This window comes from Novosphingobium sp. NDB2Meth1 (assembly GCF_900117425.1).
In the GTDB taxonomy this organism is placed as follows: domain Bacteria; phylum Pseudomonadota; class Alphaproteobacteria; order Sphingomonadales; family Sphingomonadaceae; genus Novosphingobium.
The window spans coordinates 33814-47534 of the sequence record NZ_FPEH01000034.1; the positions used below are offsets into that span (position 1 = coordinate 33814).

The following is a 13721-nucleotide window of genomic DNA, read 5'->3' on the forward strand; positions in this document are numbered from 1 at the left end:
CTCGACCGGCTGGGACTTGTGCTGGCGATGTGCAGAAAGTTGGTCGGGGAGACAGGATTCGAACCTGCGACCCTCTGCTCCCAAAGCAGATGCGCTACCAGGCTGCGCTACTCCCCGACTGGGTTCGCCCTAGAGCATGCGGTGCCGGTGCGGCAAGGCGCAATCGTGACACGACGGGTCGTCCCGTGCGGTCATGCGCCCTATTGGTATTGTTACGGGGAGATGGCATGAAAGCCGGGCGATCCGTCCGGGCAGGGGCGGCGGGGTGGGAGCACTGCAAAGGATGTCGCAATTCTTCAAGCGACTGCGCTGTCTGCTGGGGCGGCATTCGCCCGCCCGGCGGCTGGTGCGCTATGACGGACATCTCAAGATCGGACCCTGCAAGTATTGCGGTGTGCAGCTCGAGAAGCGCGCTGACGGCCGGTGGGTGATCCGTCCGCAGCAGGGTGCGGGCAAACGGGACACGGTGGTTCAGGAGGACTGAACCCGGGTGGTTGACCTTCGAGTGGCGCGCGCCCAATTGGCTAGCGGGTAATACCGACCCGCAAAGCCAAGAGGAGCGAGCATGACCACCTGGACTTCCACCGACCCCATGACCGGCGACGTGCTGTGGCAGGGCGAGGACGCGGATGTCGATGCGGCAGTCATGGCGGCCCGTGCGGCGCAAAGGGATTGGGCGCCGCGTCCGCTGGCGGAGCGCATTGCCATTGCCGAGCGCTATGCCGAGGTGGTGAAAGCCCATGCCGAAGAGTTCGCCTGCACGATCGCGCGCGAGACGGGGAAGCCCTTGTGGGAAGCGCGCACCGAAGTCGGCACCGTTGCCGCCAAGGTCGCAATATCGATCACCGCGCAGGCCGAGCGCGCCGGGGAGCGCCATGGCGAGGCGGCGGGCGTGCCCCAGGCGCTGCGCCATAAGCCGCATGGCGTGCTGGCCGTGCTGGGCCCGTACAATTTTCCGGCGCACCTGCCCAACGGCCACATCGTGCCGGCGCTGCTGGCGGGTAATGCGGTGGTGTTCAAGCCGTCCGAACTGACCCCGGCCTCGGGCGCCTTCATGGCCGGTCTATGGGCCGAAGCCGGGCTGCCCGAAGGCGTTCTGGTGGTGACGCAGGGCCGCGCCGATACGGGCCGCGCGCTGGCGGCGCATCCGGAGCTGGACGGGTTGCTGTTCACCGGCTCCTCCAACACCGGCCTTGCGCTGCATCAGGCGTTCGCTGCGCGGCCTGACCGAATTCTGGCGATCGAGACGGGTGGCAACAACCCGCTGGTTGCATGGGATATTGCCGAGACCGACATCGCGGCGGCGGCTTCGCTGGTGCTGCAATCGGCGTTCCTATCGGCAGGCCAGCGCTGCACTTGCGCGCGGCGGCTGATCGTGGGGCCGGACGGCGATGCGCTGATCGATGCCGTCGCGGCGATGGCGGACCGGATCATCGCCGGCGGGCCGTTCGACGAGCCTGCGCCGTTCATGGGGCCGGTGGTCGACATGAACGCGGCGGCGCGGGTCGAGAAGGCCTGGGACGCGCTGGTGGCAATGGGAGGCAAGGTGATCCGCCCGCTGCGGCGCCTGCGCGAAGGGACGCCGCTTCTCTCGCCCGCGATCATCGACGTGACGGGCCTTGCCGTGCCGGACGAGGAAATCTTCGGACCCGTGCTGCAGGTGATGCGCGTCGCCGATTTCGATGCGGCGATGTCCGCGGCGAACGCCACGCGCTACGGTCTGGCGGCGAGCCTGATCGGCGGAGACGAGGCGCTCTATCGCCGCTTCTGGGCAGCCAGCCGCGCGGGCGTGGTCAACTGGAACCGGCCGACCAACGGCGCGGCGTCCTCCGCGCCCTTCGGCGGCGTGGGGATTTCGGGCAACCACCGCCCGAGCGCCTACTACGCGGCGGATTATTGCGCCTGGCCGGTGGCCAGCCTTGAAAGCCCGGCTATTGCCGCCGCTGCGCTGACCGGGTTGCGAGACTAGTTGGTGGGCCCGGCAGGATTCGAACCCGCGACCTAGCCGTTATGAGCGGCCAGCTCTAACCGCTGAGCTACAGGCCCACCTTGGTCGCGACGGTTAGTGCGGCGCCGGCCGAATGGCAAGCAGGGCGAGGGCTCAGAGCACCACGGCGGCCATGATCTCGGCGACGCTGGCCGGACGGATGTCGCGCCGTTTGAGGTAGGAGAAGACGGCGCGCCACCAGTCGTAAAGCCGATCCAGCTCGTCCGCGTCGCGCACATAGGGCGTGAGGCCGGGGCGCAGCGAGGGGCTGTGGAACGAGAAGACGAGGATCGGCAGCCCGTCGTCGAGCGCGATGTCGATGCCTTTGACCGCCTCGTCGATGCTCACGCCTTCCGGGGTCAGCGGAATGCGTTCGAGCATGGCCATGCGGGCGAGCAGGCCGCGCAGCTTGGGCGTGCGCCAGAGTGCGGGATAGAGCAGCGGACCCTGCTGGCGCAGCATGCCCCAGAACACGGTGGTGAGCGGCAGTTCCATCAGGCCGCCGGGCTGGTCTACCCACCATGGCACGACCGGATGTTCGCGGAAATTGGGGCCGCCGGTGGAGCTGTAGTCGAAGCGGGAACGCACCGAGGTGTCGATCGCGATCCCGGCTGCGGAAAGAATGCCTGCGCTGGCCGGGCCGATGCCATAGCGACCGGCGCGGTAGATCAGCGGGGCCTTGCCGAACGCGTTCTCGATGGCGTCCTTCAGCGTGTTGAACTTGGCTGCTTCGAGCTCCGGCGGTAGATTGCCGGCGAAACTGTTGTAGACATTGACTTCCTCGTCATGTGGCGGGCTGACCCAGGGGTGCAGCTGAATGCCGATTTCGGCGCGTCCGGCGGCGACCGCCTCACCCAGCGCTTCGACCGCTGCGGGATCGGTCGCGATCGGATAGTCGAGCAGATAGACCGGCGCGACGCCCATGCCTTCGCAGAACTGCTGGAACCGCGCGAGCCATGGAACGTGGCTGAGACCGTGCCCAGTGCGGCCAAGCGGCTGGGTCCAATCGAATTCTTCTTCGGTATCGACAGTAACGACGAAGCGCTGGCCGAAGCCCGCCGCGAAGCGCACGTGCTGCCTCGCACCCGGTACTTCGAGAATGTTGGGCTGCGACACGCCTTGGATTGTCCCCTCAGCCGGTATGACTGCCGACTATGCCCCTTTGGCTAGGTGCATCACGCGCACTGGTCAAGAGAGGGAGGTTGACGACTACCCGGCCGTCTTCGCGCAGCATGAGCCCGCCCGCAGCACGCACCTCTGCGGTACACAGGCGCAGTGCGAAGCCGCTGCCGAGCATGCCGCCCGGGCTGGCGAGACTGTCGGTAACCAGTAGCGACGCGCTGTCATCACGCGCTGCAAGTGTGGTGGGCAGCGGCAGGATAAGGCGGACGGCATAACCGCTGGGGCCAGCCCCGACACTGAGCGAAAGGGCAAGGCGCTCTCCCGGAGCGGCGGCACTGGCGACGAGCGAGAGCAGGCGCCACAGGGTGCGCTCAAGCTCTTCGTACGGGACGGCGACGGGCAGCGGACCATCAGGCAAGTCATGCGTGAACGCCACTTCGCGCGGGGCGAGGAGCGGATCGAGCTGGTCGATCAGCCGGGTCAGCAGCGCGGTGAGATCGGTCTCGCCACCTGCACGGACGTCGGCGTCGGGGGCGGCGGTTTCGAGCATGGCGAGCCGCTCGACATCCTCGAAGCCCGCCAGCATGCGCGCGGCGTCGGAAGCGATCCCGGCGGCAAGGCTGCGATACTGGTGCGGCGTGGGGCCGAGCAGCTGCTGCTGGATCAACTCGGCAAAGCCCTGGATCGCGTTGATCGGCGTGCGCAGCTCGTGCAGCATTTGCCGCAGGCGGTCGGTGCTGCGCCGTGCCGCATCCTCGGAAGCGGCTGCGAGGTCGGCTGCAGGCGGGACGGGCGGACGGCGCAGGCGTGCATGCCAGCCGAGGAAGTGGCCGGTGTCGGGCACGAAATCGGGTACTGCATCGATACGCCAGGCGCCTTCAAGCGGGCCGGGGCCTTCCAGTTCCAGCTTTCCGCCGATGACCGGCAGGCGCGCGCGCGCGGCGCCGAGCGTGGCCGGATCGCACGTCACCGGTGCATCGGGATCGGTGGCGAAGGGGCGCAGGCCGACGAGCGCGGCAGCATGGCCGGTACCGGCGGCGATGACCGTACCTTCGGCATCGAGCGCAATATCGACCGCTGTTATGGCGGGCTGGGCCGCGGCCACTTCATCGGCGAAGGGCAGGCGGGTCTGGCCGGAAGGGAGTGCGGCGCCGGTGCCGGCAGCGGCGGGTTCCCGCGCCCGGCGGAAGGCTTCGATGCGGGCAATGATCGCGCCGATGCCTTCGCCCGCAGGAATGGCAGTGCCATCGCTGGTGGGTGCCGCCGTGCCGATCTGCGGCAGCGGTACGATCCGGCTCTCCGGCTCTGCCTGCTGTTCGAATCCGGGGGGAAGCGGCAGCGCGAAATCGGTGATGCCGAGCCGGGCCAGTAACCCTTCCACGTCTGGTCCCAGATCGCGGCGGTGGCGCAGGAAACCACGCGCCTGCACCGGCAGGTCCGGAATGAGCTGGAGCCATTCGCGGTCCTGCAACCGGGCCGCAGTCATCGCCGCCAGTGCCACTTTGGGACCGGCTTCGGCAAAATGCTCGACAAGTATTGGTGAACGCAGCGCTGAAGCGGCGATAAGGGATGCACTCGATTGCTCGCCCAGCATCTGGATAAGCGAATCAAGCCGGGTCAGCGCGGCCATGTGCCGCTCCGTCCAGCGCTTGGCTGGCGTGCGGCCGAGCAGGTCCAGCAACTGGCGCATTTGCGTGGCGAGCGCACCCGGTCCGGCCGCGACGGTGCGCAGCACGGTTTCGAGGCGATCGTCGACAATCATGCGTTCTCCAAGTGGCACGAGGCGCGCGCAAAGGCGCCCGTGTTGGTTACCGGGACCCTAACAAAATGCGGGTGGGCGGGAAGGGGCCTGTTGATTGCGTTGCATTGTGGGACGATTGCGATATTAAACAACAAAATTATCGATGGCAGCCGCACAAGGTGTGGAAAGTTACCAAGATTGGCCGGACAGCCCCCTCCATGCCGCCTATTCCATGGGCATGACAAGGGGCGGCGTTAACCAATCGATCCGACCACGAGCCATCCCAGCGCGCGCAGGATAGACGAAAGCACATGGCAACTCTCGACGGGATCGATCGGCGTCTACTCGCCGAACTGCAGGATGAAGGGCGGGTCACCAATGTCGAGCTGGCGCAGCGCGTCGGCCTGACCGCGCCGCCCTGCCTGCGCCGGGTCCGCGCGCTCGAGGAAGCGGGCGTGATCCGCGGCTATCACGCCGAGCTTGACCCTTCGAAGCTGGGCTTCGCGATCACCGTGTTCGCGCTGGTCAGCCTGAAGAGCCAGGCGGAGGAGTCGCTGCGTCAGTTCGAGGAGCACATGCGCACCCTGCCCGAAGTGCGCGAGTGCCACATGCTAAACGGCGAGATCGATTTCATCCTCAAGATCGTCAGCCGTGATCTGCAGAGCTTCCAGGAATTCCTCACCAGCAAGCTGACGCCTGCGCCCAACGTGGCGAGCGTCAAGACCTCGCTCACCATTCGCACGGCCAAGCAATTGCCGGGCGTGCCGCTGGACGATTGAGCCGGCGCCGGAGCAGCGGCGGTCGCGCCGGATCGGTTCAGATTTAGCGCGCGGAGGATTAGGCAAAGTCCTGCGGCGGCGTTAAACTCGTGGGCGCGCGACATCGTGACCGGAGGACTTTGCCTATGCGCCGTGCCCTGCTTGCAACAACGGCGCTCATCGCCGCCATCACCGGCATATCAGGTGGCGCCGCAGCGGCCGAAGGACGCGAGCCGCCGCGTCTGCTGCAGCATCCCAGCCTTTCCGCTACCGAGATCGCCTTCGACTACGCCGGCGCGATCTGGACTGTTCCGCGCGGCGGCGGCGCGGCGCGGGTCATCGCCACCGGGCAAGGAGACAACAGCGGGCCGGTATTTTCGCCCGACGGCACGATGATCGCCTTCACCGGCCGCTATGATGGCAACCGGGATGTCTATGTCGTGCCGGCCAGCGGCGGCGTGCCGCGACGGCTGACCTGGCACCCCGGACCCGACGTCGTGCTCGGCTGGTCGCCGGACGGCAAGAGCGTGCTTTTCCGCTCCTCGCGTGAGACGGTGCGCGATCTAATGCGCTTCTATCTCGTGCCGGTGGAAGGCGGTGATCCCCGCCCGGTGCCGCTGCCCTCGGGCGATACGGGTGCACTGAGCGGGGACGGCAGCCATATCGCCTATACCCCGTTCAACCAGTGGCAGCCGGCGTGGAAGCAGTATCGCGGCGGGCAGACGGACCGGATCTGGATCGCTGATCTCAAAGACAGTTCGGTCGTCAAGATCCCGCGCGGGAATTCGAACGATCGCAATCCGATGTTCGTGGGCAGCGATGTCTACTTCCTCTCGGATCGTGACGGGCCGCGCACGCTCTATCGCTACAGCGCGAAGGAGGGGACGGTCAGCCAGGTCATCCGCAACGATCGCGGGTTTGACATGGCTTCCGCATCGGCCGGGCCGGGCGGGATCGTGATCGACCATTTCGGCAAGATCGAGGTCTATGACCTTGCCAGCGGCACGGTTTCGCGCCCCGCCATCACCATCGGTGCCGAGGCGCCTTCGGTGCGGCCGCATATCAAGGACCTCGAAGCGGGCGATATCGCGGCCGCCGTGCTCACGCCGTCGGGCAAGCGCATGCTGGTGGAGGCACACGGGGAGATCCTCTCCGTCCCGGCCGAGAAGGGCGATACGCGCAACCTGACGCAGACGACCGGTGTGGCCGAGCGCGATCCCGCCGCCTCGCCCGATGGCAAGTCGGTGGCCTACTTCAGCGACGAGAGCGGTGAGTATGCGCTGCATATCCGTGCGGCGGACGGAACGGGGGCCGTGCGCAAGATCGATCTCGGCACGCCGGGTTCCTACTTCTATACGCCGCTGTGGTCGCCGGATTCAAAGCGCATCGTGTTCCATGACAAGCGGCTCAATCTGTGGCTGGTGGATGTGACGGCGGCGGCGCCCAAGCCGGTGAAGATCGCCACAGATCGCTATGACAGTCCGGACTTCAATTTCGATCCGGCCTGGTCGCCCGACAGCCGCTATCTTGCCTATGCGGTGCAGGGGGCCAATCACCTCCACACGATCATGATCCACACGGTCGCGACCGGAATGTCGCAAGCGCTCACCGACGGAATGAGCGATGCCGTCTCGCCCCGCTTCGATGCGGGCGGCGAGGTGCTCTATTTCATCGCGAACACGAGCCGGGGTCTGGGTGCAGGCTGGCTGGACATGTCGAGCCTCGGCCGGGCCACCGAAGGCGCGGTCTACGCCGCCGTGCTGCGCAAGGACGGCGCTGCGCCGACCGCACCGCAGAGCGACGAGGAGGGCGCGGGCGATTCCAAGGATGGGGCCAAGGACAGCGCCAAGGCCGACGCCGGCATGGGCAAGGGCAAGAGCAAGGACGATGCGAAGGCTGCCAAGGCGCCGAAGCCGGTTCAGATCGATTTTGCCGGGCTCGACCAGCGCATCGTCGCGCTTGGCTTGCCGGTGGCGCCTTATGTCGGGCTCCTTGCGGGCGAGGCGGGAGCCGTGCTCGCGGTTACCGCACCGGTCGTGTTCACCGATCGCGATCTGACCGACGAAAGCGGTGCGCCGGTGCCGGTGTCAGTGGTGCGCTACGACGCCAAGGCGCGCAAGCCCGCCACACTGATTGAGGGAGCTGACGCCGGCTCGGTGTCGGTTTCGGCGGACGGCAAGAAGATCCTTTTCGCGAAACGGGGCGAGCGGTTCCTCGTCTCGTCCGAAGCCCCGGCGGATGCCTCGGCCAAACCCGCGCCAGCCGCGGTGAAGTTCGCTGCGGCCATCCCGGTCGATCCGATGGCCGAATGGCGGCAGATGTACCGAGAGGTCTGGCGTGTCCAGCGGGACTTCCTCTACGATCCCAAGGCGCACGGGCTTGATCTTGCCAAGGCGGCGAAGCTCTATGAGCCGTTCCTCGCCGGCCTTGGCAGCCGGGGCGAGCTTAACGCGCTGTTCGAGGAAATGACCGGGCATATCGGGCTTGGCCACACCTTCGTGAACGGCGGCGAGGGACCGAAGCAGAGCACGGTGAGCACGGGCTTGCTCGGCGCCGATTTCGAGCTGGCCAACGGGCATTACCGCTTCCGCAATGTGCTCAAGGGCGAGAGCTGGAACCCGCAGCTGCAGGCTCCGCTGGCCCAGCCCGGCGCCGAGGTGAAGGCCGGCGAGTATCTGCTTGCGATCAATGGCCGCCCGGTCGACACCGGTTTCGAGGTCTACAAGGGCTTTGAAGGGCTCGCCGGCAAGCAGACCGTGCTGACCGTGGGGCCCACGCCCGATGGCAAGGGCTCGCGCGACGTCAAGGTCGTGCCGATTGCGCGCGACATTCCGCTGCGGCTGCACAGCTGGATGGAGGCCAACCGGCGGCAGGTCGATCAGCTTTCGGGTGGCAAGCTGGGTTATGTCTATCTGCCTGACACCGCCGGCGGCGGCTTTGCCAACTTCAACCGCTATTACTTCGCGCAGGTCGGCAAGCAGGGGATGATCATCGACGAGCGGTTCAACCATGGCGGCGATATTGCCGACTTCATCGTCGACCAGCTCAAACGCACGCCGCAAATGGTCAATTCCACCCGCGAAGGCGAACCGATGGTGGAGCCGGCGCAGGCGATCTTCGGCCCCAAGGTCATGCTGATCAACCAGATGTCAGGCTCCGGCGGTGATGCGTTGCCCTGGCTTTTCCGGAAAGCCGGTGTGGGGACGCTGGTCGGCACGCGCACCTGGGGCGGTCTGGTCGGCATCGGCCTTTACCCTACGCTGATGGATGGCGGCGTGGTCACCGCGCCGCGCTGGGCGATCTACGGCACCGCAGGGCAGTGGGAGGTCGAGAACATCGGCATTCCGCCCGATGTGGAAGTCGAGCAGGATCCGGCGCAGGTCAGGCTGGGGCATGACCCGCAGCTCGAAGCGGGCGTACGCATCGCGCTTGATGCCCTCGCCAAATCGCCGCCGCCGACTTTCGTCCAGCCGCCCGCGCCGGACAAGAAGCCGGTCCTGCCTGACACAATCGACTAGGTAAAACTTCGCAGGCGATGCGAAAGCATACCGCCGAGGCTGCGATGCTGCCTCAGCGAGGCCGGAATGGCGCAATTCTGCGCACCGAACCCGGTCTCGCTGGCCGCGCATCGGTAATCCGGCTGGGGAGAAAATTAACCCTTATCGGTTAACCCGTCCCGCAACGGATTGGACTGCATCCGCCGGGCCCGAGCGCAGCGCTGCCGCTGCGCCTGGCCCGGCGCGGTGCATGCGGGGACCAGAATGGTTGAAATCGTCAAAACGGGCGGCGAGTTTCTCGTCAACACGCAGACCGCCGGCTTTCAGGAACTACCCTCGATCGCAGGGCTGACGGGCGGCGGCTTTGTTGCGACCTGGACGGACTATTCGGCCGCCAGCGGCATCGGTATCGCCAAAGCGCAGCTTTACAGTGCGGCGGGTGCCAAGGTGGGCGGCGAGTTCGCGGTGGCAAGCGGCGCGGCGACCGACCAGTCGTTCCCGACCGTCACCAATCTCGCGAACGGCGGGTTCGTGGTGACGTGGACCGAGGCGGGCGTCCAATCGGACTACAAGATCCGGGCGCAGGTCTACAACGCGAGCGGCGCGGTGGTGACTCCGGCGTTCCTCGTCAACACCACGACCTGGACGCAGCAGGGCGGCAACAACCTGCCGGGCAACCATAACCCGACGATAACCGGTCTTTCCGGCGGCGGTTTCGTGGTGACATGGCAGGACTATGCCGGGACGGCGGGCGACGCGAGCGGGGCAGGGATCCTCTCGCAGCTCTACAGCGCGGCGGGGGCGCCGCTTGGCGGGATCGTGCGGGTCAACACCCAGACGACCGGCGACCAGACCCAGCCGACCGTGACCAGCCTTGCGAACGGCGGCTATGTCGTGACGTGGATGGACACGGCTTCGACCGACACGGTGATGAAGGCGCAGATATTCAGCGCGGCCGGCGTGCGGGTCGGCGGCGAGATTGCGGTCGATGCCAAGGTTCTCAACGATCAGGCGCTGCCGGTGGTGACGGGGCTCGCGACCGGCGGGTTCGTGGTGGCGTGGCAGGATTCCAATCCGGCCAGCGGCGATCCCGATACGCTGATCCGCGCGCAGGTGTTCAGCGCCGCGGGCGCCAAGGTGGGCGCATCGCTGGTGGTAAGCGACACCACTGCGGGCGAGCGTGACTTCCCCTCGATCGCCGGGCTGCCCAATGGCGGATTCGTGGTGACGTGGCAGTACTTCGTCAGTCCGACGGACAGCGACATCAAGGCGCAGGTCTTCGATGGCGACGGCACCAAGCTGGGCAGCGAGATGCTGATCAACTCGGTGACCGCAGGCTATCAGGAGCGCCCGGTGATCGCGAGCGTGACCGGCGACGGCTTCGTCATCGCGTGGGGCGATGGCAGCGGCCTTGGCGGTGATGCGGACGGGACGAGCATCAAGGCGCAGCTCTTCAACTACGGCGCCTACAACGTGATCACTGGTACCGACGGGGTCGATGCGCTGACCGGTACGAGCCGCGATGACCACCTGATCGGCCTCGCAAGCAACGACACGCTGACCGGGCTTGGCGGCAATGACCTGCTAGATGGCGGCACTGACAACGACACGATGATCGGCGGGCTGGGCAACGACACGTATGTGGTCGATGCGGCGGGCGATGTGGTGACCGAGCTTGCCGGCGAAGGCACCGACACGGTTCAGACGACGCTGGCCAGCTATACGCTGGGCAACAACGTCGAGAACCTGACGTTCACCAACAATGCCGCGCATACCGGCATCGGCAATGCGCTGAACAACGTGCTCACCGGCGGCGGCGGGGCAGATATCCTCAATGGCAATGCCGGTGCGGACCGCATGGTCGGCGGGCTGGGCAACGACACGTATTACGTCGACAACGCAGGCGACACGACGGTCGAGGCGGCGGGCGGGGGGACCGATACGGTGCTCGCCTCGATCAGCTGGACACTGGCAGCGAATGTCGAGAACCTGACGTTGGGTGGCACAGCGGCGATCAACGGCACCGGCAACGGCGATGCGAACGTGATCACCGGCAACGGCGCGAACAATGTGCTGACGGGGGGCGGCGGCAACGACACGCTGAACGGCGCTGCCGGGGCCGACACGATGATCGGGGGCCTTGGCAATGACAGCTATGCTGTCGACAACCTGGGCGACGTGACGACCGAAGCCGCGGGCGAGGGGACGGACACGGTCGCGGCCGCGATCACGTGGACTCTGGCGGCCAATCTCGAGAACCTGACGCTGTCCGGTTCGGCGGCGATCAATGGCACCGGCAATGACGATGCCAACGTGATCCTCGGCAATACAGCGGGCAACGTGCTGACCGGCAATGGCGGCAACGACACGCTGAACGGCGGCGCGGGCGCGGACACGATGGCCGGCGGACTGGGAGACGACAGCTACGTCGTCGACAACGTTGGCGATGTGGTGACCGAGCTCGCCGGGCAGGGCACCGACCTGGTGACCTCGTCGATTGCATGGACGCTGGGCGCGAACTTCGAAAACCTGACGCTGACCGGCAGCGCGACGATAAACGGCACCGGCAACAGCGCGGACAATGTGATCATCGGCAACTCGGCCAACAACGTGCTCACGGGCTTCGGCGGCAATGACACGCTGAACGGCGGTTCGGGCAGCGACACCATGATCGGCGGGGAGGGCGACGATACCTATGTCGTCGATTCGACCGGCGATGTCGTCACGGAACTGGCGGGCGCGGGCACTGATGTCGTTCAGACGACGCTTTCAAGCTACACGCTGGCGGCGAATGTCGAAACCCTGATCTTCACCAACTCTTCGGCGCACACCGGCATCGGGAATGCGCTGAACAACGTGATCAGCGGCAATGCCGGGAACGATACGCTGAACGGCGGCGCGGGTGCGGACACGATGCTCGGCGGCTTCGGCAACGACAGCTATATGGTGGATGACGCCGGCGACCTGGTGACCGAGTTTGCCGGGCAGGGCACCGATCTGGTGACGGCGTCGGTAAGCTATGCGCTTTCCGCCAATGTCGAGAACCTGACGCTTTCGGGCACCGCGGCGATCAGCGGCACCGGCAACAACGATGCCAACGTGATCACCGGCAATTCGGGCGCAAACGTCCTGACTGGCCTTGGCGGCAACGATACGCTGAATGGCGGGTCGGGCAATGACACGCTGATCGGCGGGCTGGGCGATGACATCTATGTCGTCGATGCGGCGGGCGATGTGGTGACCGAACTTGCGGGCGAGGGCACGGATACCGTGCAGACGACGCTCGCGAGCTATACACTGGCGGCCAATGTCGAGCGGCTGACCTTCACCAACAGCGCGACGCACAGCGGCATCGGCAATGCGCTGAACAATGTGCTGACGGGCAACACCGGAAGTGACACGCTCGATGGTGGCGCAGGGGCCGACACGCTCATCGGCGGCGCGGGCAACGACAGCTATGTGGTCGACAACGTCGGCGACGTGACTACCGAACTGGCGGCGCAGGGCACCGACCTTGTGACGGCCTCGATCAGCTGGACGCTGGCGGCCAATATCGAGAACCTGACGCTTTCGGGCACGGCGGCGATCAATGGCACCGGCACGAACGATGCCAATGTGATCACCGGCAACAGCGCGAGCAATGTGCTGACCGGCCTCGGCGGCAATGACACGCTCAACGGGGGCGGCGGGAACGACACCCTGATCGGCGGCATGGGCGATGACATCTACGTCGTCGACGCGGCCGGCGACGTGGTGACCGAGCTCGCCGGCGAGGGCACCGACACCGTGCAGACGACCCTTGCCAGCTACACGCTTGGCGCCAATGTCGAGCGGCTGACTTTCACCAACAACGTCACCCACAGCGGTATCGGCAATGCGCTCGACAACGTGCTGACGGGCAACTCCGGCAGCGACACGCTGGACGGCGGCCTCGGGGCGGATACGCTGATCGGCGGCAGCGGCAACGACAGCTATCTGGTCGACAATGTGGGTGACGTCACGACAGAGGCCGCGGGCGGCGGGACTGATCTCGTTACCGCCTCGCTCAGCTGGACGCTGGCGCTCAATGTCGAGAACCTGACGCTTGCGGGCAGTTCGGCGATCGACGGGACGGGCAATACGCTCGACAACGTGCTGACGGGCAACAGCGCCAACAACCTGCTCTCGGGCCTTGATGGCAACGATACGCTGACCGGCGGGTTGGGCAACGACAGCTTGCAGGGCGGTATCGGCAACGACCGGCTTGTCGGCGGGGCGGGGAATGACCTGCTGAACGGCGGCGCGGGGACGGATACCTTCGTTTTCGATACCGCGCCGAATGCGGCGACCAACCTTGATACCGTGCAGGACTTCACTTCCGGCACGGACAAGCTCTCGTTCAGCCGTGCGGTCTTCACAGCCTTCTCGTCGACGGGCGCTATCAGCACCGATGCGTTCTGGTCCGGTGCGGGGGTGAACGCCGCGCACGATGCGACCGACCGGTTCATCTACAACACCACGACCGGGGCGCTATGGTATGACGCGGACGGGACAGGTGCGACTGCGGCGGTGCAGGTGGCTGTGCTGACGGGCGCGCCGGCGTTGGCGTTCACGGATTTCCTGATTGCGGTCTGAGG

7 protein-coding genes and 2 tRNA genes are annotated in these 13721 nt (G+C 66.5%); 5 read left to right on the forward strand and 4 right to left on the reverse strand.

The window, feature by feature from the left end; all coding sequences use genetic code 11:
• Nucleotides 1–40 precede the first annotated feature (40 nt).
• Nucleotides 41–117 (reverse strand) — tRNA-Pro (locus NDB2M1_RS21460).
• 166 nt (nt 118–283) lie between these two features.
• On the opposite strand from NDB2M1_RS21460, the gene NDB2M1_RS21465 reads away from it, so the two are divergent.
• Together NDB2M1_RS21465 and astD are read left to right on the forward strand one after the other, a co-directional pair.
• Nucleotides 284–484 (forward strand): hypothetical protein, encoded by a 201-nt coding sequence (locus tag NDB2M1_RS21465; protein WP_072384765.1) that lies wholly within the window; start codon nt 284–286, stop codon nt 482–484.
• Nucleotides 485–565: 81 nt separating this feature from the next.
• Entirely contained in the window at nt 566–1969 is a 1404-nt protein-coding gene (gene astD, locus NDB2M1_RS21470) for a succinylglutamate-semialdehyde dehydrogenase (RefSeq protein ID WP_054122296.1), read from the forward strand.
• A gap of 1 nt (nt 1970) precedes the next feature.
• On the opposite strand, the gene NDB2M1_RS21475 is transcribed toward astD, so the two are convergent.
• From NDB2M1_RS21475 to NDB2M1_RS21485, 3 genes are all read right to left on the reverse strand, one after another.
• Nucleotides 1971–2046, reverse strand: a tRNA-Ile gene (locus NDB2M1_RS21475).
• Nucleotides 2047–2101: 55 nt separating this feature from the next.
• On the reverse strand, nt 2102–3103 hold the full coding sequence (locus NDB2M1_RS21480) for a polysaccharide deacetylase family protein (RefSeq protein ID WP_072384766.1): 1002 nt from the start codon (nt 3101–3103) through the stop codon (nt 2102–2104).
• 16 nt (nt 3104–3119) lie between these two features.
• A complete protein-coding gene (locus NDB2M1_RS21485) occupies nt 3120–4871 on the reverse strand; it encodes a histidine kinase dimerization/phospho-acceptor domain-containing protein (protein WP_072384767.1) in 1752 nt (583 codons plus the stop codon).
• Nucleotides 4872–5161: 290 nt separating this feature from the next.
• Here NDB2M1_RS21485 and NDB2M1_RS21490 point away from each other — a divergent pair, with 290 nt between their 5' ends.
• From NDB2M1_RS21490 to NDB2M1_RS23290, 3 genes are all read left to right on the forward strand, one after another.
• Nucleotides 5162–5629 carry an Lrp/AsnC family transcriptional regulator gene (locus tag NDB2M1_RS21490; protein ID WP_054122293.1) on the forward strand — a complete coding sequence of 156 codons (468 nt, stop codon included), beginning with the start codon at nt 5162–5164 and terminating at the stop codon, nt 5627–5629.
• Nucleotides 5630–5754: 125 nt separating this feature from the next.
• Nucleotides 5755–9126, forward strand: a complete 3372-nt coding sequence (locus NDB2M1_RS21495) for a S41 family peptidase (protein WP_072384768.1) — start codon at nt 5755–5757, stop codon at nt 9124–9126.
• Nucleotides 9127–9369: 243 nt separating this feature from the next.
• Nucleotides 9370–13719 carry a beta strand repeat-containing protein gene (locus NDB2M1_RS23290; protein ID WP_072384769.1) on the forward strand — a complete coding sequence of 1450 codons (4350 nt, stop codon included), beginning with the start codon at nt 9370–9372 and terminating at the stop codon, nt 13717–13719.
• Nucleotides 13720–13721: the final 2 nt, after the last annotated feature.

What these genes read in the sequence shown, in the direction of transcription:
- NDB2M1_RS21465 (WP_072384765.1), top strand. Translation starts at nt 284, where the DNA reads ATGTCGCAATTCTTCAAGCGACTGCGCTGTCTGCTGGGGCGGCATTCG.
- astD (WP_054122296.1), top strand. Translation starts at nt 566, where the DNA reads ATGACCACCTGGACTTCCACCGACCCCATGACCGGCGACGTGCTGTGG.
- NDB2M1_RS21485 (WP_072384767.1), bottom strand. Translation starts at nt 4,871, where the DNA reads ATGATTGTCGACGATCGCCTCGAAACCGTGCTGCGCACCGTCGCGGCC.
- NDB2M1_RS21490 (WP_054122293.1), top strand. Translation starts at nt 5,162, where the DNA reads ATGGCAACTCTCGACGGGATCGATCGGCGTCTACTCGCCGAACTGCAG.
- NDB2M1_RS21495 (WP_072384768.1), top strand. Translation starts at nt 5,755, where the DNA reads ATGCGCCGTGCCCTGCTTGCAACAACGGCGCTCATCGCCGCCATCACC.
- NDB2M1_RS23290 (WP_072384769.1), top strand. Translation starts at nt 9,370, where the DNA reads ATGGTTGAAATCGTCAAAACGGGCGGCGAGTTTCTCGTCAACACGCAG.